This window comes from Streptomyces albus subsp. albus (genome assembly GCF_000725885.1).
In the GTDB taxonomy this organism is placed as follows: domain Bacteria; phylum Actinomycetota; class Actinomycetes; order Streptomycetales; family Streptomycetaceae; genus Streptomyces; species Streptomyces albus.
On record NZ_JODR01000020.1, the window covers coordinates 12,671 to 35,920 of the forward strand.

A 23,250-nucleotide genomic window follows, 5' to 3' on the forward strand; every position below is an offset into this window, starting at 1 on the left:
AGCTTCTTCTGGACGCTGTACCAAGAACGTCCTCACGAGCACGGCCTCGACCGGCCGCCGGCGTCAGTCCAGCAGGGCAGCCGCGAACGTCTTGCGGTGGTCCGCCAGCCAGGTCTGGACGCGGTCCCAGCGTTCCCATCCGCCACGCTCGGCCAACGCCTGGAGATGGACGGGGTCACCGTCGGCAACGCGGCGAGCGGTGAAAGCCCGGCTGACTTCCGTGGCCTGTTCGATGACGGCGGGCAACTCGGCGCGGTCCCGCGCCGGGAGGCCATAGCTGTCGGCGAGGACGCGCAGCCGTGCAGGCGCGTCCAGCCCGCGGGGGTAGAGAGCGGCGGCCGAGGCGGGATCGAGCATGGGCGCCCAATAGCGGGCGGCCATGGCGATGTCCCAGAGTGGGCGGCCCGGGGCCGCCAGGTCGAAATCGATCAGGGCGGCGGCACGGCCGTCGCGGAAGACGACGTTCTCCGGGCAGACATCGTTGTGGCACAGCATCGTTCCCCCCTCGGGGTCGGCCAGGTCCCGCGGCCACTTGGCACGGGGGTCGACCGCGACGGCCTCGCTGATCTCATGCAGACGCCGCAGCAGGCTCCCCACCGATGCGAGGGCGGACCGGGTCATCGCCCAGTCCGGGAACGGCGGCAGAGCCACGTCGCCGGGGAGGAAGGTCAGCTGCTCGCGACCGTTCGCGGTCAGGCCGACCGGGGCCGGTGCGGCGTCGAAGCCGTGCTCCTTGAGCGCAAGGAGGTGGGCATGCAAGGCGTGCGCGTTACGCGGCGCCGGGCGGTCGACCAGCGTGCCCCGGCGGAAGACCGCCCCCGCGTTCACCATCCCGCCGGCCAGCGCCTCGTCCTCAGCCGTCATGACGAGCACGCTACCGCCCCACCGCCCCGCGCGGGCCGGTGACCGCACTCCGGGGTGAGCAAGTGCCTCAGTCCCCGTCGGGCACAGCGGCACCGTGCCAGTCCAGGCACAGTACGGTGGCGTCGTCCTCCAGGTGGCCGTGGCAGGCTTCGGTCGCCGCGGCGGTCAGCACGCGCACCGTTTCGCGGGGATGCAGGCGCGCTGTCTGACGCATGAGCGCCGGCACGTCCACGGCCGCCGCACGACGTTCCTGCATGCCGTCGGTGTAGAGGAGGAGACGGTCGCCGGGGCGCAGGTCGAGGTTCTGCACGCGGTAGCCGGCGGACGCGGGGACACCGAAGGGCAGATCGACGTCGAGGGCCACTTCCTCCACCGTGCCGTCGCGCAGGCGCAGCGGCCACGGATGCCCCGCGTTGACCAGTTGGGTGCTGCTGCCGTCCAGGGCGATCCGCAGCAGCTGGCCGGTGGCGAGACCGCCCCGTCCGTGGTCGAGCAGGGCCTGGTGGGTGCGGTCGGCCTGTTCGGCCAGCCCCTGCCCGGCGCGGCGCGCGCCGCGGGAGGCGTTGACCAGGAGCGTGGCCAGGAGTGCGGAGTCGACGTCGTGCCCCATGGCGTCGGTGACCGACAGGTGCAGGGTGTCGCGGTCGAGTGCGTAGTCGTAGGTGTCTCCGCCGATGTCGTTCGCCGACACCAGCGCCGAGGCCAGCGCGAACTGGTCGGCCTCGCAGCAGGGGGACGACGGCAGCAGCTGATACTGGATCTCGGCCGCCAGGCTCATCGGAGCGGTGCGCCGGCCCCAGTGGTAGAGGTCGGTGAACCGGCTGTCGGTGACGATGATGTACGCCAGCGCGTGCGCGGCCCGGCCGACCTCGTCCAGCACGTCGCCGGCGGCCCTCGGCAGGGTCAGTTCCAGTACGCCCACCGTGTCGCCCCGGTTGGTGACGGGTGCGATCACCCGCTGTCCCGCTCCGCCGTCGGGCGCCGCCGTGAGCCGCTGGGTGCGCAGCACCTTCTCGTAGACGCTGCCCGCGAGGGGGATGCACTCGGAGCCCTCGCCCTTGTCCGGTGCGCCTTCCTCGGCGACCCGCACCATCTGCCGGCCGACGACGTCGACGAACAGGAACGACACGGCCATGGCGCCGAACCGTTCCCGCAGATTTCCGGCCACGACGGTGATGGACTCTCCCGGCGCGGCGTTCTCCGCCGCCGCCAGCACGTCGCCCAGCTTGAGCCGGTCATGCGCCACATCGGCCTCCCTCGGTCCGCCCACTCCTTCCCCGTGACACCGCGGGTGTCACACGGCTGACCGCAGGATGCTGGGAGGCGTGGTCCTTGACCGTGCGACACGCCCCGTGGCTGGGAACCCCCGTACGCAATCCGGACAGGGTTCCGGAGGAGTTGCGGGAACCCGGCCCGGCCCTGCGGCCGGAGGTGCACCGGGCGGTGTGGTCCGCGGACCTGTGCACCGCGTGCCGGCGACGACGAGACGGGGCGCGAGGAGACCAATTCCCGCCGCCGATAGTCCTATTGGCGCATTGTCGCCCGAATTCTCCTTACCGTTCCGGATGCCCGCTAAACAATCAATCGAGTGATTGACGGTAGGAAAGTCCCATCGGTACGTTGACGCACCAGTTGGTTCGTCTGCGCGGATGACTCCCACCCTCACTTCGGAGGCAGCACGATGACCGATGACCGCAACCTCGACGTCGACGACGTGACGGAAGCGACGGCGCGGCCCGAGAACGCCGAGAACACCCCGGCAGGACGGGTGCCGTTCACCGTCGAGATGATGGAGCTCGACAACAACCCGATCGTCCTCCAGATGAAGTCGTACTGAGCCCGCACCCGGCATGGCTGACGCGCGGTTGCCGACCACGCCGACGGCCGGGTCACCGGGGAGTGCGGACTTGTCCTACCGTCTCGCCCCCTGGGTGGTCCCGGCCGTTCAGGGGGCGGACATTCATCTGCTCGGGCCCGGCCTGGCTCTCGTCCGGGTCGGGGCCGGCACCGTGACGGCGGGCCGGGCGGCGGTGTCCCGGGCGGTCGCCGAGGCGATGGGGCCCGAACAGGCCGTCTCGGCGGGCTGGCTCGAACCCACCGGTCCCGGCCATGCAGGGGCGCTCCCTCCGGGCGACGCCAGGAAGGAGACCGGGACGGAAGAGGGCACACCGGTGCCCGGCGCCGGTCCGTCGCCGGAGCGGGTGGCGGGCGTCGTCCTGCGGGACGACGCCGTACCGGCCGGCGTGTGCGCCTCCTTCTGCCGTCGGCTGGCCGCCGCCGGAGCCGGCCGCTGGATCACGCTCCGCGCCGGACAGCCCCTGCCGCACACCGGCCCACCGCCGTACGTGCTGCCCGTCGCTCACCGCACATCCGAGCTGCCGCCGTCGCCGCCGTACGCGGACGCGGCAGCCGTCCTCCACCTCGGCGAAGCCTTCGAAGGTACCTACGTCACCGGCCCGGGCGGTCGCGGGCCCGGCGCCTGCCCCGGCACCCGCTGGGCGTTCGAGGCCCGCCTCGACTCCCTCGGGTTCGCCGCCCGGCCCCTGCCGTTCGTGCACCGTCTGCGGACCGACCCGGACGGTCTGGTCCGCGCAGTCCTGACCGCCCTCGCGCTCGGGCCCGACGAGGCCGTGCTCGTCCATGAGGGCCGCACCGTGGCGTTCTGCACCCCCGGCGCCGTCGGCACGGCACCCTTCGGGCACATCTCCGACGGTCAGGCGTGGACGTTCGGCATGGTGCGCGGTCTCACCGTGCGGCCCGGAACAGTGCCCGGCAGCCACGTCGCCACCTGCCGGACACCCGCCGCCGGGCAGGACCACCTGGAAGGCAACAGCGGCAAGGGCATGAGTGCGGAGGCCGCGGCCCGGGGAGCCGTCGGCGAGGCACTGGAACGGTACGCGGCCTATGAGGCCAACCGGAGCCTGCCGCCCGCGCCCGGTGCGGTACGCCGGCTGGGCCTCGCCGGCTTCCATCCCTACGGGCCCGCCTGGGAGCGGCACCGTGCGGCGGGGGAGCGGCCCATCAGGTACGCCGAGGGCGTGGACCTCGCCGACGGCTCCGCCGTTGCGGTGCCCAAGGCACTCGTCGTCTTCCCCTGCACGGACGCCGACCGCCCCACGGACGGCACCACCACCGGCCTGGCCGCCGGGCCGGACACCGGCACGGCGGCGCTGCGCGGACTGCGGGAGGTCCTGGAGCGGCACCGGCTGTACGGCTCCTTCACCCGGCTGCGGCCCGCCGTCCGTCTCGACCACACACCGGCGCTCGCCCGCCTCGGCCTCGACGGCGGCGCCTTCCGGGGCGAGGTGTGGGCCCTGCACTGGCCCGATCCGAACGTCCCGCTGCCCGACGTCCACGCCTTCCACCACGATCCCCGCATCGGCACGCTGGTGCGGGCCAGCGGTTCCGGGCTCACCTTCGAAGAGGCCCTGGACAGCGCCGTGACGGAGCTGTGCCAGGTGCACTTCGAAGCGGTACGGGCCCATGGGGCGGGCCGGCCGGCGGGACCGGCGCACGCGGCATGGGCGCGGCCGGACGTGGTGGAGGAGGCCCGCGGATATCTGGACGCCCAGCCGTACGCTCAGCCGTACCCGATCCCGTACACGACGGAGGACGAGCAGTTCACCCGGCTCGTGGGACTGCTCGCGGAGCGCGGCACCGCGCCGGTTGCGGTGCGGCTGCCGCTCCGCGGGCCCGACTGGACCGTCGTCCGCGTCCTGGTGCCCGGGGCCACCACATCGACGTACCCGTCGGACAGCCGGGGCGGACGCCGTCTGCTCGGCGCCCGGTGGACGTACGGCATACCCACCTGAAAGACCTCACCGCCCGCCCCACCGAACGCCGAAAGGGAGCCGATGTGAAAACGCTCGACGCCTTCCACGAGCTGCGGGACGCCCTGGCCGCCGCCGAACCGGCCGCGGACGACACCGCGGGCGGGCCGGAAGAGGACGCCCGCCGGGCACGGACGCTGGCCGCGGTGCTCGCGGACGCGCACGCCCTCACCCGCCTCGACCCCGGTCTGCTGCTGGCCGATCTGCTGGCGGACCCGCGGCGCTGGCCGGAACAGAACTGGGAGAACTACTTCGGCAACGCGTCCATCACCGTGATCCGCACCGAGACGCTGCGCGTCGACGTCCTCTACTGGTTGCAGAACGCCTCGACCCTGCACAAGCACGTCTCACCCGGGGCGTTCCTGGCCCTCAGCGGGCGGCGCATGCACCTGGAGTACGCCTTCGACTCCCCGGCGCCCCTCGGCAGCGGGGTGACGTTCGGCGGTCTGTCCACACTCGGCCGCACCATGATGCGGGACGCGGCGGTCTCCCCGATCCTGCCCACGATGGTCCATGAGCTTTACTGGATCGAGAAGCCGTCCGTGACGGTGTCGATCCGCTGCACGCCCCGCGCCGGAACCGCAGGCCATGGCGCAGCCGGTCAACCGCCGCACCGGCCGCACGAGTTCATCCCGCCCGGCACCGCCTATCTGCCGGCCGCCTTCCAGGAGACCTCGAACATCCAGCGCTGGACCGACGGGCTCGCCCTGCTGCGGCGGGCCAACCGGGACCTGTATCTGCGCACTCTCGGCACGGCGCTGCGACTGGTCGACGCTCTCCATCTCCTCCACGTGGTGGACGAGATGTGCGACAACCCGGCCGAGGAGGTGTCGGACCTGCTGGCGCGGGCCGACGCGGAGCGCGAGGACGACGCGGTGGCCCGGCTGCTGCCGTCCGTCCCCGAGTTCCGCCGCCGCAAGATCTTCTCGCGCCTCCACATCGGCGGCGGCGCCACCCAGCTCCTCGCGGCGCTCCTCTGGGCCGGCGCGCAGGGCGGCGAGCTGGCCACCCTCCTCAAGGCCGAGAAGGTCACCGACCCCGACGCGTTCGTACGTGACCACGGCGAGCGGCTGTGCGCGCGGGACCCGCGGGTGAAACCGTACGTCGACGAGGCACGGCGGTCCCTGCGGTGAGCGGCCTTCCCGGCCCGCGGCCGGACACCGCAGCGGGCCCGCGGCGGGACGACGCGTACGGATGGGACGTGCCGGCGTTCTGGGAGACCCGCCCCCGGGTCCTCGAACTGCCCGGACAGGCACCCGCGTTCGACGAGGACGAGCTGTTCGCCCTCGCCTGTGCCGCGGCGGCGCGGCGCACCGCACTGCCCGACCCGCAGGACGTGCGCCTGTTCGCCGACGACCACCTCGTCAACCCGTCCCGCATCGACGCCTACCTCCCCTCGCCGCAGACGGACGAAGGTTTCCGCGGCTACGCGCACCGCATGCGGAAGGCCGGAGTGCGCACCTTCGCGCTGACCGTCAACTCCCTCCAGCAGTTCGACTGGCAGTTCTTCCGGACGCTGCGCCGCCACACCGGTCCGGTGCTCGCCGCGGCCGGCACCCCGCCGCCCGGCGGCGTCGACTGCCATCTGATCGCCTCCGTCTACGGCACCGCGCCGACACACGTCCACAAGGACACCGCCGGAGTCCTCACCTACGTGGTGAGCGGCTACAAGAGGTACTGCACCTGGCCGTTCGAGGTGTTCGCGGACATCGCCGGGGACGGGGCCGCGCAACGGCAGGTCAATCTGCCCGCGTCCGTCCGCGCCGAGGACCACCTGGACACCGCGACGGTGGTCGAGGGCGGCCCGGGAACGGTGCTGTACTGGCCCTCGGACCGGTGGCACTGCGCACTCTCCGACGGCCGGCCTGCGGTCTCCCTGCACCTGGCCCACTACCAGTGGGAGGACCGCCTGGAGACGCTGCTGCGCCGACTGCGCCGGCTCACCACCGCCGAACTCGGCGTCCGCCGCTTCCACGGCGGCCGGGACGGCGCGGACGACACCGCGGTCGACACCCAGGTCCACAAGACGGTCTCCCGCCTCCTGGAGGACACCGCGCTCGGCCTCCACACCGGGCTGCGCCGCCTCCAACGGGAGACCGCAACGCACTTCGCGGTCGTCCCCCCACCCCGCGAGCGCCCCCGTCTCGCCCCGCACGACCCGCTGACGGTGCCCACCGGCTCGGCGCTGCGTGCCCGGACCGCGGACGACCTCACCTACCTCGCGGTCAACGGCCACCTCCTACGTGCCGGGGGCGGCGCCTGGCTCGACGCCTTCCTCCCCGCGCTCGCCCCCGGCACCACACGCACCGCCGCGGAGTGGGCAGCCCTCGCCCGCGCCGCCGGCGCCTCCTCCCGGGACGATGCCGCGACGCTGCTCGCGGAACTGGTCCGGTACGGCGCCCTGGACGCCGGGGCGGCCGGATGAGGCTCAACGACGGCGCGTTCGTGGCGGCCCGCGACGGGCGGCTGGTGGTCGGCCATGTTGACCGCCCGTTCGAGTTGTGGCAGGCGGACGCGGGTGTCCTCGTCCTGCTCGCCGAGATCGCGCGCGGCACCCCGGCCGGTGAACTGGCCCGGGCCCTGGCGCCGGAGGCGACCGGCCGGGCGGAGGTCTCCGCGCCCGGCGCGGCGGCGGTGTCCGCCGCCCTCGCGCGGCTGCGGCAGGCACACGTCGTCACGGACGCGCCGCGGCCCGCCCTGCGCGACGCCAACATCGAGATCGCCAGGGCCGTCTCCGCCACACCCGATCTGCACGCCGACGCGGCGTTCATGCGGGCGGCACGGGCCTGCGAAGACCTCACCCTCACCTCCGCCGCCGCCCGCTACGCCCTGTGGACGGCCGTACGGCACGTCGTGTCAGCGCAGGTGCCCGGGGCGCTGGTCGAGTGCGGGGTGTGGCGCGGCGGCAGCATGCTGCTGGCCGCGCTCGCCCTGAAAGACATGGGCGTCACCGACCGGGACCTGTACCTGTACGACACCTTCGGCTGGGACTGGGAGAAGCCCGGCGAGCACGACGGATTCGCCGGGACGGCCCCCGCACAGCCCGGCCCCGGCTCCTGCCCCGCTCCGGACGGTGAACCGTGCGGGCAGCCGGCGGGAGGGATGACCGACGGGGTGTCGGCCGCGGAAGTCCACCGGCGCATCACCGCCGCCGGATATCCCGCCGGGCGGATCCACTGCGTCCCCGGGCTCGTGCAGGACACCCTCCCGGACCGGGCCCCCGCGACGATCGCCCTGCTGCGGCTGGACACCGACCAGTACGACTCGACACGGCACGAACTGCGCGAGCTGTACCCGCGCGTCGCCCCCGGGGGAGTGGTCCTCGTCGACGACTACGGCAAGTTGTCCGGCGCCACCCGCGCCACGGACGAGTACCTGGCCGGACTGGACCGGCCGGTGCTGCTCCACCGCATCGACACCCAAGGCCGCATCTTCGTCAAACCCGCCGAGAGGTAACACGCATGGTCGCAGTCATCGACTCCGCCGTACGCCCGCGGTTCGGCCCGCACGTCACCTTCACCGTCGACGGCGGCACGGTCCGCATCCAGGACGGCACCTACCGGGCCGCGCTCCCCGCCCGCGACGTCCCCCTCACCGAACTGGCCCGGCTCGCCTCCGGCATGGCCCCGCAGGAACTGGTCGACGGCTTCCGCGGCTGGCTGGGCCGCGACGAGGCGGCGGCCCTCGACGTCATCGAGCGGCTGTTCAGCACCGGTCTGCTCATCGACCCCGAAGCGGGCCGGCTCCCCTCGGTGCCGGGGGCGTACGTCGCCTGCCGGCTCGTCGACACCTTCCGGCGCGCGTTCCCGCGCGTCCTGTCCGGCTCACCGCTGCTGCGGGACCTCGCCGGCACCCCCCACCGCGGGCTGGCCCTGGGGCTGCTGGCCGAGACCTACTTCGTCGTACGGGCCGCCTCCTGGACTGCCGAACCGGTCTTCCGGCACCCCATGACCACGGCCCAGCGCGAGGCACTGGAGGACTTCCGCGCCTCGGAGTCGGGGCACGGGGAACTCCTCCTCAGCGGCTTCGGTGCGGCGGGCTTCGACGCCGGCGCGCTGCGCCACGGCCGGGAGGCCACCGAGACGATGGCCTACAGCCACGCCTACGGCGCCTTCGCCTGGCAGGGTGTCGCCGAGTTCGCCGCGGCCCTCGTCCTGCCGGAGGTCCCCGCGCACGGCGGCGACGGCGCCCGGCCCGGCACCGACGTACTCGACCTCCTCCAGGACCGGCACGGCGTGCCCGGCCCGCTGCTCGACGCGTTCCGCGCCCACGAGGCCGAGGACGTCGAGGCGGACCACGGCGGACTGCCGGCCGCGCTGCTTGCGCAGGAGCGGAATCTGGCCCCCGCCCGTGTGGAGCACCTGTTCGCCGTGCTGCACCAGATGCTGGACCTGTACCGGGGCCACCTCGACGCCGTGCACCGGCGCTACGCGCGATGGGAACCCGCAGCAGCCGCCGTCCGGCTGCCCGACAACGCCCTGCGCCACAACTGACCCGCCCCGGCGCCGTCCTGGGCCGCCACCACGGCGAGAGGAGACCCGTATGTCCTCCACCGGCTCACCGACCGGCTTCTACACCGGGCTGATAGGCACCGTGTACGCCGCGGCCATCAGCGAACAACGGTTCGGCGAGGACCGGTTGTTCACCGGTCTCGTCGCCCGCGCGGACGGCACCGCCCTCGAACTGGGCAGCGGCACGGGACGTCTGCTGCTGCGGCTGCTGGCCGCCGGGCACCGGGTCCATGGACTGGAACTCTCCGCCGAGATGACGGCGCTGTGCCGGGCCCAGGCCGTCTCCCTCGGCCTGGACCCGGTCGTCCACCAGGGGAGCTTCGCACCGCTGGACGCCTCACTCGGCGGCTACGCGGCGCTGTACTGCCCGCTGAACGCGTTCAGTTTCATCGTCGACGACGACCTCGCCCGCGAGTCGGTGCACAGCTACGCCGCCGCGCTCACCCCCGGCGGCATCCTCGCGCTCAGCGGCTCCGCGGGCGATGCGGCCGTCCTGCGCACCCGGACCGACTGGGTGCGGCGCCCGGACGTGCCGCTCGGCGACGGACGCACGGCACACGTCGAGGAACGCAGACGCACCCGGGACGGCGGAAGGCTGCTCGCGGTGGAGCGGACCGTCCGCGTCGTGGACCCGGACGGCCGGGGCCGTACGACGGAGGAGGGCACACAACTGCGCCGCCTGCGGCCCATGGCGGAACTGGCACAGCTGTTCGCCGAGGCCGGATTCACCCACCTGCACGCGTACGGAAACGACGCGGACCACGTACTCACTGGCCGGAGAAGATGACCCACACCACCCCGTCCGGCGGCAGCGCCCGCCACCAGGCCGTCGCCGCGGTGTTCCTGCTCGCCGTGTTCGTCTCCACCATCGGCGACGAGATCTCGGCCATCGCCGTCCTCGTCGAACTCGCGGGCAGCGGCCGGTCGCTGCTCGTCGCCGCCCTGCTCACCCTGCAACTGGCCCCGGGGGTGCTGCTGGCCCCACTGGCGGGACAACTGCTGGACCGGCGGGATGCCGGACGAGCCCTCGTCCTGGTCTCCCTCCTCCAGGCCGGTGCGCTGCTCATGATGAGTGCCTGGCCGGTCACCCCGGTGCTGCTCGCCGGTACCGCGGTGGTCGGGACGGGTGCGGCCGTCGCCACCCCGGCCGCGATCGTGCTGATGCCGATCCTGGCCGGGGAGGCTTTCCCCGCACGGGCCAACGGACTGCTGGAGGCCGGCCGGGCCGCCTCCACCCTCCTCGGTCCCGTCCTCGGCGGTGTCCTGGTCGCCGCCTGGGGGCTGAGGACCGCGCTGCTCGCCGACGCGCTGTCCTTCGCCGTCGCGGCGGGCGCCATCGCGCTGGCCCGGGTGCGCCGGCCGGTGCGGGGAGACGGCCGGCCCTGGTGGCAGGGGGCAACCGACGGGGTGCGGTTCCTCTCCCGGCAGTCCGGGCTGCGGGCCGTGCTGCCGGTGGTGGTCCTCACCGTCTCCGCCGCCTCGACGGTCAACGTCGCCATGGTCTTCTTCGTGACCGGCCCCCTCGACTCCACGGGCACGGTTCTCGGCGTGCTGACCGCCGCCTGGGGAGCGGGCGCCCTGGTGGGTGCCGGTGTCGCCGCGCGCCGCGAATGGGCGGTACCCGAACGCGCGGTCCAGACGGGGGCGATCGCCCTCGGGCTCGCCGTCCTGGTGTTCGGCGCGGTCGCGGTGACCGGTGTCTGCGTCGTCATGGCCGTGTGCGCCGGCGCGGCCAACGCCTACCAGAACATCGCGATGCGCACCTGCGTCCAACTGCGTACCCCCGAGGAGCTGCGCGGCCGGGCCCACGCGGCGGCCGGCTCGGTGGTCAACGCCTTCTTCCTCGTCGGATACGCCCTCGGCGGCCTGTCCGCCGCGGACCATCCACGGGCCACGTTCCTCGTCGCGGGACTGGTCACGGCCCTCGCCGCCGGAACGGGACTGGCTCTCTCGGCCGCCCGCGCCCGCAGGGCACCCGAGGCGCCCACCGGCACCGGTCGGGTGGACACCGCATGCTGACCGCCTTACGGCACGGCAGCCCCTGCACCGCGGTGCGGGTCGTCCCCGACAGCCCCTGCGCGGTGGTGAGCGTGGCCTTCGACCGCGGCTACCTGGACGATCCGCCGCACCGCCCCGGCCTCGCCCATCTCTTCGAACACGTCTGGTTCGCCCTCGAACCGCGCGGCCCCGCACTCGAGTGGGGCGAGACCGGCGAACACGCCGTCGTGCTCCACCACACCTGTCCGCCCGACCGGATCGCGGCCGTCGTGGACGCCGTTGCCACGCGGCTCGCCCGCCTCACCGCACCGCCGTCACCGGAAGCCGTCACCGCGGCCCTCCGCCTCATCCGCCTCGAACACCGCGGGCTGCGGGAGGAACCGCTGCCGGGCTTCCCGCGCCGCCCACTGGCCGGACTGCTGCGCGGCGACCCCGGCTTCGATCCGGTGGCGGTCCGGGCCGGGGCGCGGGAGCTGCCCGCCCTCGCCGGTGAACTGGGCCGCTTCGTCCACGGCCGCGCCCACGCGGTGTGCGTGGCGGGCCCCACACCCGGCCCGGCCGCCGACGACCTGGCCCGTATGTGTGCCGGCGCCGGGGTCCGCCCCGCCGTGCGACCGCCGGCGGTCCCGCCGGCAGCCGGCCGGACCGTCACCGAAGGCGGTACCGGGGCGTGCGCCGCCGCCTGGGTGCTGCCCAGGACACCGCAGTCCGCCGCGGCGGCCCGCCTGGTCGCCGGTCTGCTGGAGCGGCGGCCCCGCCCGGCCGGCACACGCTGGGTGTCCGGCAGAGTCCTGAGCCCGCACGGGGTGGTGCCGGTGCGCGGAGGCCATCTGTACGCCGTGGCCGCGGGTACCGACGGGCGGCGGCCGTGCGCCGCCTCGCTCCCCGGTACCGTGCTGCTGCCCCTCCTGCGCGGCCCGCTCGACGACCTGGGCACCGTCCGTTCCGCACTGGTACGGGAGCGACCCGACGTCACCGACCTCGCCGCCTGGGACGCGCTGGACCTGCTGCACGGCACCCCCGGCCGCCCGTGCGGCCCCGACGACGTACGCAGGGCCGTGCGCTCCCTCGACGCGGAGGCGCTGCACCGGTTCGCGGACCTGCTCGCGGCCGGCCCGTACGCCGAGATCGACACCCGTGCGGCCGGCCACCCGTGAGCCCGTCCATCGCCCCGCTCTCCGCGCCGGACGGCACGGTGTGCGACACCGGCCGTGACGACGGGCACCGCAGCCTGCGCTGCTACGTCACCGCCGACGCCGCCCCGCTGCTGCACCTGCGCGTCGTCGGCCGTCCCGCCGCCCCGGCCGCTGCCCTGCTGCTGCACGACGCGCTGGTCCTGCCGCGTCTGTGGGACCACTGCTCCGGCCTCGGTGAGCTGCGGCCCGTGGTGGACCACGGCCGGATCGCGGGGGTGGAGGCCCATCTCTCCGCACTGGACCCGGCACAGCTGTGGGACGACGCCGCCGCGCTGCGGGCCGCGGTGTGCCGGGCGGTGGCCGACACCGTGCGGGACGACAACCTCGACCAGGCCGTCGTCCGCGCCGCGGACACCCGCACCGGGACCTCGTTCGGCCTCGCGGCGCTGGCCACCGCCGCCGCCCGCGCGGACTGCGAAGCCGCCCCGGCCGCGGACCGGCTGCACGCCACCGACCTCACCGCACGTCTGGCCGAGGACGCCCGCCACCTGGCCGACAAGGCGGCGCTGCACGCGCCCGCACTCGTCTCGCGCCTCGTCCTCACCGCTGCCCGGCCTGCCACCCACCCGCCCGCCGGCCCACCGCCCGTGTCCCCGGACCCCCGGCTGACTATCCGGCTGCCGCGGTACGCGCCCCCGCCGGAACGGCTGGAGATCGTGTGCGGACGGGCCGAACTCGCCCACGTGCAGATCCGCCGGCCCCTTCCACCGGTCGGCACCGTACGGGAACTGGCGGCGGTCCTCCTCGCCAACCAGGCCGGGTTCGGCCCGTGGGGCTCCGCCCTCGACCACACCCTGCGGTTCCGGCACGCCCTCACTTATCTGTGGGACTGCCTGTTCGACCACGCGCACGGGGAGTTCGTCATGCTCGCGGCCCCCGACACCGCCGATGTCGACCGGGTGCTCCGTCTCGTCCGCGCGGCCCACACCCGACGCCTCCCCGCGCCGGTCACGGGCCGGACGGTGGAGGCGGCCCGGCGCATCGTGACCACGGGGCTGCTGCGCCGGCTCGGCCCGGCCCCCAGGGCGCTGGCCACCCAGGCGGACGTGCAGTGCTCCGGCCTGCCGTCGCGGTTCGTCGTCTCGTTGCTGGCCGCGCTGCGGGCCGTGACCGCCCAGGAGGCCGCCGCGGCGGCACCGGCGGTCGCCGCCGAACCGCTGGCGGTCACCGTGGTCCTGCCCGCCCGCACGCACGAGGCCGGCTGACGCCGCATCAGCGGCGGGTCCCCAGCCCGGCCATGCCCGGCCGGGACGCCGGTCCGTCAGGGGGCGGCGGTGGGGCCGGGCAGCGGCCGGCGCCGGTACTCCGCCGATCCGGCCCGGTCGACCAGGGCGAAGTCCGCCAGGAGCCGGCGCAGCCGTGCCACGTCGTCACCCGCCTGCGCCAGCAGCGCGTTGACCTCGTTCTCGGTGAGCGAGCGGTCCTCGGGCAGCAGCGCGGCCAGGGCCAGCGCGAGGGCTTCCAGATCCTCGGGGCGCTTGGGCAGCGCGGTGATACGCCCGTGCGACAGATAGCGGCGCAGGGGGGAGTCCGGGGGAACGATCCGGTTCAAAGCGGTGTGCTCGGCCAGGGAGGCGGCCAGGTCCCCGAGCGCCTCCGGCCGCGCGGTCAGCGAAGCGCCCTCGCGGGTGAGCAGCCCCGCCTCGGTGAGACGCACGACCTCCTTGGAGAGGGTTTTGAGGTCGAGGCCCACCTTCTGCGCGACATCGGCCAGGCGTGGCGGCCCGGCTGCCGCGTTCAGTTCGGCGACCGCGCCGAGGATGCCCAGCCGGCGGCCGGTGGACAGTGCCGACAGCGCGTCCGCCGCCTTGCTGAAGGTCACCGAGTCGGCAGGCAGGGACGAACTGGCAAGTACGGACATGTCGGCATCGTAGTCCGCGGCCCTTCTCACGCGGTCCGCGCGGACAATCCCGGAGCATGGTGATCCGGTTCCGTCCACGAACGAACGAAACCGGGCCGGACGGCTGCGCCGAGGCGGCTCGGGCGGCGGGGGAGCGGCCTCACCGCCGCGGACGGTGCCGGAGGCGCCACCGGCGCGCCGCACGGAAGCCTCCCGTCTCTTCGCCGAAGAGGAACGGCACGCTCACCGCGGCGCCGAAGAGCCACAGCACCGACCAGCCGACGATGCCCCAGCCCGCCGTGCCGTGGGCGGCGATCCGTCCGGCGGGCAGCAGCGTCCACAGCCCGAGCCACACCCATGCGAAGGCCCGGGTCCCCAGCGGGCCGAACAGGCTCCGCAGTCGGCCGCCGCCCAGCGCCGCCCACAGGAGGAGACCGGCACCCAGCCAGCCGGGGAACAGACTGAACGTCAGATCGCCGGCCGCGGACGGGGCGAGCCGGTCGCGCGCGCCCCGGACGGTGATGCCGACCACCTGCCCCTGCCAGACGTCCAGCCCGGCACGGGAGCCCCGCCGTGCCGCACCGTACAGGCCGTTGGAGACCTCGTACGCCGTGGTGCGCCCGTCGCGCGCTATGCGCAGGTAGTAGAGGGTCTCCGTGCTGGAGTCCTCGGTGCTGCCGGTGGTTGTCGTCCGGGTGTACTTGTCGGCCACCCGGCCGGTCTCCCGTCCGATGCAGGCATCCATGCGCGGCGCGGCGCGCTGACACGGCTCGGCGTGCCGGTACTCCACGGTCTTGCGGTACGGCTCGACGGCCAGGTCGAGGCTCGCCCAGACGGCGGCCACACCGAGCAGCAGCGCACAGCAGCGTACGACGACGTTCCTCATCCGGTGCCCCCCTGCGCACGCGCCCGCCGCCCCTCGCCGTGCGGGCACCGTCCGTGCGGTGCCCCCATCCTGCGGGGCGGGAGGCCGCACGGCAATCCGTCGGCACCACAACCGCGGCCCGGCCCGCAGGGCCGGGGTCAGCCGCCCCGGCCGTCGGCGGACACCGGGGCGGCGGGCGCGACCCGCCGCTCGGCCTCCGCGGTCCCGAAGGCGTCGCCGGGACGGCGGCCGGTCCTGCGCTGGCGGTCGGCGCCGCTCCCGTCGCGCAGCACCCGGTCCAGCAGGCGCTGGACTTCCTCCAGGTCGCCGGTCTCGCGCAGCGCGGGCCGCAGTATGGCCATCATCTCCTCGGCCAGGCCGACAGCCGGGACCTGCCGCCCGGTGAACGGGTGGAGGGCGGGGCCGTGCAGGCCGTGCCGGGCGGCCGTCCACAGCGCCGCGGAGGCCATGTGGTCGCTCATCCCGGGCGGGCTCTCGCCGTCGGCGCGCGCCGCCAGCGCCGTATGGACGAGGGCGCGGACGAGGCCCGCCTGGAGGACGGCCTCGTCGATGGTGGCGGTGGTGTCGGCGACGCGGATCTCCACGGTGGGCAGGTGGTACGAGGGGCGCACCAGCCAGTAGGCGTTGGCGCCCGAGGGCAGCACCCCGCCGCGCTGGAGGGTGGTCACGGTCTCGTCGTAGGCCGCGGCGGAGGGGAAGTGCGGGGGGATCTCCAGGGTCGGCCAGCGGCTGAGCATGATCGTCCGCCAGCTGGCGTATCCGGTGTCCACGCCTTTGTAGAACGGCGAGTTGGCGGAGATAGCCAGCAGGGTGGGCAGCCAGGGGCGCAGATACCCGGCGGCCCAGACCGCCGTCTCCCGGTCGAACGTGCCCACGTGGACGTGGCAGCCGCACGTCTCGCTCTGCGTGACGAGATAGCCGTAGAGCCGGCGCATGTGCCGGTAGTGCGGGGTGGGCGCGGCCGACCGCGGGGGGCCCGGCACCGGCGGGGTGCCCAGCGGCAGCGGCTGGACCCCGGCGGCCCGGGCCGCCGCGGACAGCCGAGCGCGGGCGGCGGTCAGCTGGGCGCGCACCTGGGTGAGATCGGTGCACACGCCGGTCGCCGTCTCGGCCATCGAGGTCAGCATCTCCCCGTGGAGTGCTGTCGCATCCTCCGGTGCTCCGGGCTCGTGCGGACCGTCGTCGGTGAAGACGTCCGCCTCCGGATGCACGGCCGGGACTTCGTCCGCACCGGCCAGAATGAACTCCTCCTCGACGCCGAGGGTGAGAGGATGACCGCTTGGTGCCGCAGAGGCGGATGCGCGCTGTCTGGCTGTCACGGTGTCTCCCGAGCGTCACGTGTCACCGGTTGTTTCCCGACGTGAGGGCAGAAGCCAGGGCCTCCCCCGGCTTGTACCCGGGGTGAGGGGCGGCACACGGCACTGCCCCGGGAGGGCCCGTCGACGGCGGGAAGACACTGGGCGTCTGTTCGGTCACACATGGTAGTTTCGGTCGCGTCATTCTCCGCCGAGGCCCGGGCCGTTTCTCCGTCCGGAGACCGTGGACAGGCGGGGACGCGGGGGTGATGGACAGCGACGGTTTCTCAGGGCTCCCACAGAAGGGGCGATGCAGGTGGGGGAAGAGCGAAGCATCATCGGCAGGTACGGCTCGCGCGGTCGCAGGCGGGTCGGCACCGCCGCGGCCACGGATGCCGACGGCGTCGCCGTCGGGGAGAAGGCCGGGGAAGCCGGCGAGGCCGGGGCCCGGGACGGCGCCGAAAAGAAGGCCGGGCGAGGGGATGTCCCGCGGCAGCAGCCGCCGGCGGTCTCGGAGCGGCAGCCGCGGAGCGGGGAGACGGAACCGGACGGTGAAGCGGAACCGGAAGGGGAGCGCACCGCATCGGGCGGGGGCATCGCCGGGCGACACGTCTGGTGGGGTGCGGCGGCCGTCGCCGCCGCGGCCCTGGCCTGGAGCACGTCGTTCTCGGTGACCAAGCTCGCGCTGGAGCGGACGCCCCCGCTGACCGTCGGAGCGCTGCGCTTCGGCCTGGCGGCCCTGCTGCTGGCCGTCGCGGTGCGCCTGCAGCGGCGGTGGCGACCGCCGTCCGTGCGGGAACGGCTGGAGATGGCACTGGCCGGGCTGCTGGGCATCACCCTCTACTTCACGCTGGAGAACTTCGGCGTCGACCTGGCCACGGCGTCCGACGCCACGCTCATCGTCGCGTCCTACCCCGCGTTGACGTTCGCGCTGGAATTCGCCCTCTTCCGGCAGCGCCCGGCGCCACTGGCCCTGCTGGGCATGGCGCTGGCGGTGGGAGGCGTGGTGCTGATCGTGCGGGACAACGCGGACGCGGCGGGCAGTCAGCGCCTCCTGGGCGATCTGCTGCTGGCGCTCGGCGGGCTCGCGTGGGCGGCCTACAACCTGCTGCTGGCGGCGCGGCGCCCCCGTATGTCGGCCCTGACCGCCACCTACTACCAGACGTTCGGCGGTGCCGTCGCGTTCGCCGCGCTCGCGCTGACGGAGTACCGGGACTGGGGCGGGCTGGCACCGGTCGACATCGGCCTGATGGCATATTTGGCCGGAGTGTGCTCCATCGGCGGCTTCCTCTGCTACAACAAGGGCCTCCGCAGTATCTCCTCCAGTACCGCTGTCACCATCCTCAACACCATTCCGGTCTTCGGTCTCGTCTCGGCGGTGGTCGTCGCGGGCGAGTCCGTGACGCGGATTCAGCTCATCGGCGGAGCGGTGGTGGTGCTCGGTGTCGTCCTCAGCCTGCGCCGCGATGTTTCCCGGGACGACGGCGCACCGAAAACTGTCGACCGCGCACCGAAAACTTAGGAGTGCCGCGGAAAATCCGGACCGGATTACGCCGTCGCGGATCCGGGAAACGACCGCAACGACCATGCTCCGGACCACCGCATCGTGTCCGGGGGAGCGGAAAAACATGAGTCCCGCGGCGTACGCGGAACCGGAGCGGAATTCCGTCCAGGATTCCGTGAAAGCCGTAGCCCCAGCGGATGGACGGCATGCGGGTGTACGCCGTGGAAGTCGCTCACCGTACTTGTACGGCGCACATTTCCGTGTCCGCATCCCCGCGTCCCCGCATCACCGCGTCGGCGGAGGCGCGGGGGAGGGGAGCGGCCCGGGCGGGGCGGCCCCGCCCGGGCGGGGCTCATTCCTGTCCGGCGGGGTCCAGCGACAGCCGGGAGATGTCGTGTCGGCAGGTGCCGTTCTCGGCGAGGTCCACACAGATCTGCCCGAAAAGCGGGATGAACTTGAACGCCCAGCCGGCGCCGTAGACCACCAGCCGCTCCCCGTGGGGGACTCGTCCGGCGGCCGTGTCCAGGAAGAACTGGCGCTCCGGGTCGGACGGGAGCACCGCCGGACACGTCCCCTGCCGCACCGGCGCCGGGTCCAGCGAGGGCAGGTGCCGCTCGACGCATCCCGCGAGCCGCTCCACCTGGTAGCTGTCGGGCTTCCCGGTGGCCTTCGAGGGGTGCGGCAGCGGGCTCATCTCGAAGTCGACGCCGCAGCGCACCAGATCGCCCGGGGCCCAGGGGTTGTGGCCGAAGCCGTAGAAGAGGCTGGTGTCCTGCTCGGTCGGCTGCTGGAAGAGGAACCAGAAGGGGGAGGCCGTGTCCGCGGACGCGCGCTGCCGGAACGTCGCCACCGCCATCTCGAAGACCTGGTAGTCCAGCCGCAGGCCGAGCGGTTCGAGCAGATCGTTCACGAAGGGGCCGCACGCCAGGACGACCTTCTGCGCCCGGTAGACGGCCCGCTCGGTACGGACGGTGACCCCGTCCGCGTCCGGGGTCACCTCCCGCACGGGCTCGTGGGCGTGGAGCGCGCAGCCACCGGCCTGCGCCAGCCCCAGCAGAGCGGCGATGGTGCCCCGCACGTCGATCGTCCCGCCGTCGGGCTGGAGGAACCCCTCGTAGTGCCGCGGCAGGTCACGGAAGCCGAAACGCCGCTCGATGTCGGCCGCCGTGAGCCACTCGTACGGCACGTCGAGGCGGTCCATGACCTCGGCGGTCTCCCGGATCTGTCCCTCGTTGGTGCGTACTTCGGTGTCCCCGAACCACAGGCTGCCGATCTCGTGCAGCAGCCGCCGTTCGCAGCGGCTCTCCAGCCGGCGCCACAGGGGCTGCGCCTGGAGGGTGAGCCGGAAGATGTCCTCCTGGGTGTACTGGAGCCGCCAGTGGCGCTCCGCCCCGGTGCTGCCACCGTCCTCGTGGAGGAACCCTCCGGACTCCAGCAGCAGGACGCGGTGGCCGCGTTCGGTCGCCTCCCAGGCGCAGGACAGCCCGACGGGGCCGCCCCCCACCACCACGATGTCGTAGAGACCGTCGGTGTCGGTCATGGCTGGTTGGACCTCCTGGCGTGGTCGTACGCGCCCGGGGCGCGCGGGGTGTCGGGGTGGTGTGCGACGTGGCCGGTCAGGAGAAGGCCGACTTGAGGGCGCGGAGCATGTGCTCCACCTGTTCGTCGGTGAGAGACGGATGGCAGGGCAGGTTCACCTGCTCGTGGAACCAGAGGCGTTCGGCCACCGGGCACTCGCCCATGCCGTGGCTCCGGCCGCGCCACTCGGGCCGCAGGTGCAGCGGGAAGTACCGCAGCTGCACCTCGACGCCGGCCTTGTCCAGCGCCGCTATCACCTCGTCCCGTCCGATGCCGTGCCCGGGGCGGACGAAGAAGGTGTAGAGATGGTGGGCGTGTTCCACGCCGTCGGCGGTCTCGGCCACCCGTGCCTGCGGGAACTCGCGCAGGGTCGCGGTGATCCGCCCGGCTATCCACGCCCGTCTGGCCACCATCTCGGGCAGCCGCCCCAGCTGGACCAGGCCCACGGCCGCGCCGGCCTCGCTCATCGTGGCGTTGCCCCCGGGCCGGCGCACATCGAGGCAGACCCGGTCGTAGGAGTCGTCGACCCACATCATCCAGGGACGGGCGGTGTCCGGCTGGCCGAACCGTTCGGGCGCGGCACGGTAGATGCCGTCGGTCGCGTTGGAGCGGAGCCGGTCGAGCCGGTCGGCCCAGTCGTCCCGGTCGAAGGTGAGCAGTCCGCCCTCGCCCAGGGAGGTGATGTTCTTGCTGGAGTGGAAGCTGAAACAGCCGATGTCCCCCAGCGAACCGGGCCGCCGGCCGTGGTAGCGCGCCCCCAGGGCGTGGGCGCAGTCCTCCACCACCAGCAGCCCGTGCCGCCGGGCGATGCGCATGATCTCGTCCATGTCGGCCGGGTGGCCGCCGAAGTGGACCAGCACCAGCGCGCGGGTGCGCTCCCCGATGAGGGCCTGAAGGCCCGCCGGGTCGATGTTGAGCGTGTCCTCGCGCACGTCGCAGAAGCGGACCTTCACCCCGTAGCCCAGCAGGGGATCCGCCATGGCCTTGAAGGACTGGGGTGTGGTGATGACCTCGTCGCCCGGCTGGAGACCCAGGAGGTGGACCGCCAGGTCGAGCGCGACCGTGCCGCTGGTGACGGTCAGCGCGTGCCGGGTGCCGATGTGTTCACGCAGCCGGCTCTCGAACTCGGCTCTCCGGTTCCCCTGGGAAAGCACTTCCTTGGAATCCACCAATGCGCGGAGCGCGGATAATTCGGCGTCGTCCAGGATGCTTCCGATACGGCCTGCGGGTACCACGTATTCGTGTCTACGGGTCATCTCAGTCATTCCTGCTCCGGAATTCGAGGAGGGGGTGCCGAGGTGCCGGTGGGGAACAGTACGGCTCGGTCCTGTCGCACGGTCACGGGTTTCAACCCTTCGGGCATGCAGGAACAGGAATACGGCGGGCATCACGTTAGGGCGGTGAGGCGGGACCGTCAACGTCGCCCCGAAAATCACTTTCGGTCATGGTCATTTTCGAGGGCCGGGCACGGTGGCGGAAAATCGTTCCTGTGACCCTTGACGGCCCGGGGTGCGCTTGATGGAATCCGGGCCTGGTGTTCCGGCCGGTGATTACTGATCACTTTCCCCAGCCCGGCCGCCGGTTCACAGTTCAGACCACTGCTTCGACCACTGCGCTCACCGGACCGTTGCCTACGCGTGAAATGGAAGAGTGGCGACCATGGCTGTCATGCAGGAGTTACAGGACATACTCACCGGACTGGGCTTCGAACCGGAACTCCTCTCTCCTGACCGCAGACTACGCGCGGAACTGGCACTGTCGTCCGCCGAGACCACCGAGCTGGGACTGGAGCTGGAACGCCGGTTCGGCGCCCGCATCGACCTGTGGGACGCCCACGACTACACGCTCGCCGAACTCGCGGCAGCCGTGGACGAAGGCTCCCGCACCCCCACCGGCGACGGGGGTGAGCGGTGACCCGACCCCATCAGGAGGCACCACCACCGCTTCCGCGCCCCTCCGCCGAGCGCGCCGCCGCCTACCGGGCACAGGGCTGGTGGACGGGACAACGCGTCGACGCCATGGTGCTGGACCCGGCCGCCGCCCACCCGGACCGGCCGGCCCTCACCGCGCCCGGGTGCCGGCTGACCTACGGGCAGTTGACGGCCGCCGTCGAAGGGGCGGCGGTGCGGCTCGGCCGGCTGGGCCTCACCCGCGGCGACACCGTCGTGGTGCAACTCCCCAACATCGGCGAACTCGTCGTTCTCGCGCTCGCCCTGATGCGGCTGGGCGCCCACCCGGTGATGGCGCCGCCCGGCCTGCGGCACCGCGAACTCGCCCACGTCATGCGGATCGTGCGCCCGGCCGCCATGGCGCTGCCCCGCCGTCTGGAGCGCTTCGACCACTACGCGCTCGCCCGCGAACTCGCCGAAGGCTGTCCCAGCCTGCACACGCTGCTGGTACTGGATCCCCCGGCCGATGCAGCCGGGCGGAACGGTCCGGACGCGACGGGACAGGAGGGCCCCCGCGTGGCCGACCTGGGCGCGCTGTGCCGGCCCGAACGGGAGGACACCCCGCTGCCCGGGCACCCCGGGCCGCCCTTCGACGGCGAACCCGCGGTCTTCCTCCTCTCCAGCGGTACCACCGGGCCGCCCAAGCCCATCGCCCGCGACCACGAGGGCTACGGGTACATGATCCGGGCCGCCTCCGAGGTGGCCGGACTGACCTCCTCCACCGTCTACTTCGCGGTCATGTCGGCCACGCACGGCTTCACCCTCAACTGCCCCGGCATCTGGGGCACGCTGGCAGCCGGCGGCCGTGTCGTGCTCGACTCACCGCAGAACGCCGAGGCGGCCCTCGACCTGATCGACAGGGAACAGGTCACCCACTCCACCCTGGTCCCCGCCCTGGTCGGCCAGTGGCTCGCCGCCGCCCGGCGGCGCGGCCGGGGACCCACGTCGCTGCGCGTCCTCCAGGTCGGCGGCGCCCGGCTGGAGCCCGGCCCCGCCGAGGAGGCCACGCGGGTGCTGGGCTGCACCGTCCAGCAGTGCTACGGCATGAGCGAGGGCCTGCTGTGCTACACCACCCTCGACGACCCCGCGCACGTCATCGCCGAAACCCAGGGCCGGCCCCTGTCGCCCGCTGACGAGATCCGCCTCGTGGACGAGAACGACAAGCCCGTCCCGGAGGGCAGCACCGGGAGCCTGCTGACCCGCGGCCCCTACACCGTCTCCGGCTACTACGGGGACCCGGCCGCCACGGCCCGCGCCTTCACCGAGGACGGCTTCTACCGCACCGGCGACGTCGCCCGGCTGCACCCCTCCGGCAACCTCGTGGTGGAAGGACGGCTCGACGACGTCATCAACCGGGGCGGCGAGAAGATCAGCGGCGGCGAACTGGAGGGCCTGGCGCTGCGGCACCCGGCGGTGGCGGCGGCAGCCGCCGTGGCCATGCCGCACCCGGTGTGGGGGCAGGCCGTGTGCCTGTGCGTCGTACCCGCCCGGCCTGCCGCCGGAGAAGCGGACGCGGACGGCGCCACGAGACCGGAGCCGGCCCTCCTCGACCTGCGCCGCCATCTGGCCGCCAGCGGTCTGGCCCCCTACAAACTGCCCGAACGTCTCGAAATCCTCGACGCGCTGCCGATGATCGGCGTCGGAAAGGTCAACCGGGTCGCCCTGCGCGCCCTGGTCGCCGAACACGTGGCCGCCGAGACCGCCGCCCGAGGCGGATGAGCGCACCCCGGGCGGCAGCCCGCCCCGCTCCGCGCCCGGCCACCGCCACCGGATTCCGCAGCCCACACCATGGAGCCGCC

Annotated in this window: 20 protein-coding genes; 13 read left to right on the forward strand and 7 right to left on the reverse strand. The window is 73.7% G+C overall.

What is annotated here, in order from left to right; all coding sequences use genetic code 11:
* Positions 1-63 precede the first annotated feature (63 nt).
* Positions 64-864, reverse strand: a complete 801-nt coding sequence (locus IO40_RS0123015; protein WP_016473127.1) for a phosphotransferase — start codon at positions 862-864, stop codon at positions 64-66.
* A gap of 67 nt (positions 865-931) precedes the next feature.
* The gene (locus tag IO40_RS0123020; RefSeq protein WP_016473128.1) at positions 932-2,110 is read right to left on the reverse strand and encodes a PP2C family protein-serine/threonine phosphatase; all 1,179 of its coding nucleotides are present in this window, start codon (positions 2,108-2,110) and stop codon (positions 932-934) included.
* 435 nt (positions 2,111-2,545) lie between these two features.
* On the opposite strand from IO40_RS0123020, the gene IO40_RS37720 reads away from it, so the two are divergent.
* The 10 genes from IO40_RS37720 to IO40_RS0123070 all read left to right on the forward strand — a co-directional run bounded on the left by IO40_RS37720 (position 2,546) and on the right by IO40_RS0123070 (position 13,604).
* The gene (locus tag IO40_RS37720; RefSeq protein ID WP_016473129.1) at positions 2,546-2,701 is read left to right on the forward strand and encodes a hypothetical protein; all 156 of its coding nucleotides are present in this window, start codon (positions 2,546-2,548) and stop codon (positions 2,699-2,701) included.
* 70 nt (positions 2,702-2,771) lie between these two features.
* Complete coding sequence (locus IO40_RS0123030; protein ID WP_031176051.1) at positions 2,772-4,676, forward strand: YcaO-like family protein; 1,905 nt, start codon at positions 2,772-2,774, stop codon at positions 4,674-4,676.
* Positions 4,677-4,720: 44 nt separating this feature from the next.
* Entirely contained in the window at positions 4,721-5,827 is a 1,107-nt protein-coding gene (locus IO40_RS0123035; protein ID WP_031176052.1) for a hypothetical protein, read from the forward strand.
* A 68-nt stretch (positions 5,828-5,895) separates the two neighbouring features.
* Complete coding sequence (locus IO40_RS0123040; RefSeq protein WP_137034492.1) at positions 5,896-7,119, forward strand: hypothetical protein; 1,224 nt, start codon at positions 5,896-5,898, stop codon at positions 7,117-7,119.
* On the forward strand, positions 7,116-8,150 hold the full coding sequence (locus IO40_RS0123045) for a TylF/MycF/NovP-related O-methyltransferase (protein WP_016473133.1): 1,035 nt from the start codon (positions 7,116-7,118) through the stop codon (positions 8,148-8,150). Before IO40_RS0123040 ends, IO40_RS0123045 begins: the two co-directional genes overlap by 4 nt.
* Before the next feature lie 5 nt (positions 8,151-8,155).
* Entirely contained in the window at positions 8,156-9,187 is a 1,032-nt protein-coding gene (locus tag IO40_RS0123050; protein WP_031176053.1) for a hypothetical protein, read from the forward strand.
* Between the two features lie 49 nt (positions 9,188-9,236).
* Complete coding sequence (locus IO40_RS34965) at positions 9,237-9,992, forward strand: class I SAM-dependent methyltransferase (RefSeq protein ID WP_016473135.1); 756 nt, start codon at positions 9,237-9,239, stop codon at positions 9,990-9,992.
* Entirely contained in the window at positions 9,989-11,224 is a 1,236-nt protein-coding gene (locus IO40_RS0123060) for an MFS transporter (RefSeq protein WP_016473136.1), read from the forward strand. Before IO40_RS34965 ends, IO40_RS0123060 begins: the two co-directional genes overlap by 4 nt.
* The gene (locus tag IO40_RS37115) at positions 11,218-12,360 is read left to right on the forward strand and encodes a peptidase M16 family protein (protein WP_016473137.1); all 1,143 of its coding nucleotides are present in this window, start codon (positions 11,218-11,220) and stop codon (positions 12,358-12,360) included. The genes IO40_RS0123060 and IO40_RS37115 overlap by 7 nt, the downstream gene beginning before the upstream one ends.
* Positions 12,357-13,604: a peptidase M16 family protein gene (locus IO40_RS0123070; protein ID WP_016473138.1), complete on the forward strand. Its 1,248-nt coding sequence runs from the start codon at positions 12,357-12,359 to the stop codon at positions 13,602-13,604. The genes IO40_RS37115 and IO40_RS0123070 overlap by 4 nt, the downstream gene beginning before the upstream one ends.
* Positions 13,605-13,660: 56 nt before the next feature.
* Here IO40_RS0123070 and IO40_RS36130 read toward each other — a convergent pair whose 3' ends face one another.
* The 3 genes from IO40_RS36130 to IO40_RS0123085 form a co-directional block, all read right to left on the reverse strand.
* Positions 13,661-14,260 carry a DUF2087 domain-containing protein gene (locus IO40_RS36130; protein WP_031176054.1) on the reverse strand — a complete coding sequence of 200 codons (600 nt, stop codon included), beginning with the start codon at positions 14,258-14,260 and terminating at the stop codon, positions 13,661-13,663.
* Between the two features lie 139 nt (positions 14,261-14,399).
* On the reverse strand, positions 14,400-15,125 hold the full coding sequence (locus tag IO40_RS0123080; protein ID WP_016473140.1) for a hypothetical protein: 726 nt from the start codon (positions 15,123-15,125) through the stop codon (positions 14,400-14,402).
* A gap of 137 nt (positions 15,126-15,262) precedes the next feature.
* Positions 15,263-16,444, reverse strand: a complete 1,182-nt coding sequence (locus IO40_RS0123085; protein ID WP_031176055.1) for a carboxylate-amine ligase — start codon at positions 16,442-16,444, stop codon at positions 15,263-15,265.
* Between the two features lie 292 nt (positions 16,445-16,736).
* Here IO40_RS0123085 and IO40_RS0123090 point away from each other — a divergent pair, with 292 nt between their 5' ends.
* Positions 16,737-17,942, forward strand: a complete 1,206-nt coding sequence (locus IO40_RS0123090; protein ID WP_234336564.1) for a DMT family transporter — start codon at positions 16,737-16,739, stop codon at positions 17,940-17,942.
* A gap of 334 nt (positions 17,943-18,276) precedes the next feature.
* Here the strand turns inward: IO40_RS0123090 and IO40_RS0123095 are convergent, their stop codons facing one another.
* Positions 18,277-19,464: an FAD-dependent oxidoreductase gene (locus IO40_RS0123095; protein WP_031176057.1), complete on the reverse strand. Its 1,188-nt coding sequence runs from the start codon at positions 19,462-19,464 to the stop codon at positions 18,277-18,279.
* A gap of 76 nt (positions 19,465-19,540) precedes the next feature.
* Positions 19,541-20,758 (reverse strand): DegT/DnrJ/EryC1/StrS aminotransferase family protein, encoded by a 1,218-nt coding sequence (locus IO40_RS0123100; RefSeq protein ID WP_031176058.1) that lies wholly within the window; start codon positions 20,756-20,758, stop codon positions 19,541-19,543.
* Between the two features lie 412 nt (positions 20,759-21,170).
* Here IO40_RS0123100 and IO40_RS0123105 point away from each other — a divergent pair, with 412 nt between their 5' ends.
* On the forward strand, positions 21,171-21,416 hold the full coding sequence (locus IO40_RS0123105; RefSeq protein ID WP_106963953.1) for an acyl carrier protein: 246 nt from the start codon (positions 21,171-21,173) through the stop codon (positions 21,414-21,416).
* Positions 21,413-23,170, forward strand: a complete 1,758-nt coding sequence (locus tag IO40_RS0123110; RefSeq protein WP_041968544.1) for a (2,3-dihydroxybenzoyl)adenylate synthase — start codon at positions 21,413-21,415, stop codon at positions 23,168-23,170. The genes IO40_RS0123105 and IO40_RS0123110 overlap by 4 nt, the downstream gene beginning before the upstream one ends.
* Positions 23,171-23,250: the final 80 nt, after the last annotated feature.

Bases quoted from the DNA above. Each gene is read 5' to 3' on its own strand.
- IO40_RS36130 (WP_031176054.1), bottom strand. From the start codon at position 14,260: ATGTCCGTACTTGCCAGTTCGTCCCTGCCTGCCGACTCGGTGACCTTC.
- IO40_RS0123100 (WP_031176058.1), bottom strand. From the start codon at position 20,758: ATGACCCGTAGACACGAATACGTGGTACCCGCAGGCCGTATCGGAAGC.
- IO40_RS37720 (WP_016473129.1), top strand. From the start codon at position 2,546: ATGACCGATGACCGCAACCTCGACGTCGACGACGTGACGGAAGCGACG.
- IO40_RS37115 (WP_016473137.1), top strand. From the start codon at position 11,218: ATGCTGACCGCCTTACGGCACGGCAGCCCCTGCACCGCGGTGCGGGTC.
- IO40_RS0123015 (WP_016473127.1), bottom strand. From the start codon at position 864: ATGACGGCTGAGGACGAGGCGCTGGCCGGCGGGATGGTGAACGCGGGG.
- IO40_RS0123105 (WP_106963953.1), top strand. From the start codon at position 21,171: ATGCAGGAGTTACAGGACATACTCACCGGACTGGGCTTCGAACCGGAA.
- IO40_RS0123050 (WP_031176053.1), top strand. From the start codon at position 8,156: ATGGTCGCAGTCATCGACTCCGCCGTACGCCCGCGGTTCGGCCCGCAC.
- IO40_RS0123095 (WP_031176057.1), bottom strand. From the start codon at position 19,464: ATGACCGACACCGACGGTCTCTACGACATCGTGGTGGTGGGGGGCGGC.
- IO40_RS0123045 (WP_016473133.1), top strand. From the start codon at position 7,116: ATGAGGCTCAACGACGGCGCGTTCGTGGCGGCCCGCGACGGGCGGCTG.
- IO40_RS0123060 (WP_016473136.1), top strand. From the start codon at position 9,989: ATGACCCACACCACCCCGTCCGGCGGCAGCGCCCGCCACCAGGCCGTC.
- IO40_RS34965 (WP_016473135.1), top strand. From the start codon at position 9,237: ATGTCCTCCACCGGCTCACCGACCGGCTTCTACACCGGGCTGATAGGC.
- IO40_RS0123080 (WP_016473140.1), bottom strand. From the start codon at position 15,125: ATGAGGAACGTCGTCGTACGCTGCTGTGCGCTGCTGCTCGGTGTGGCC.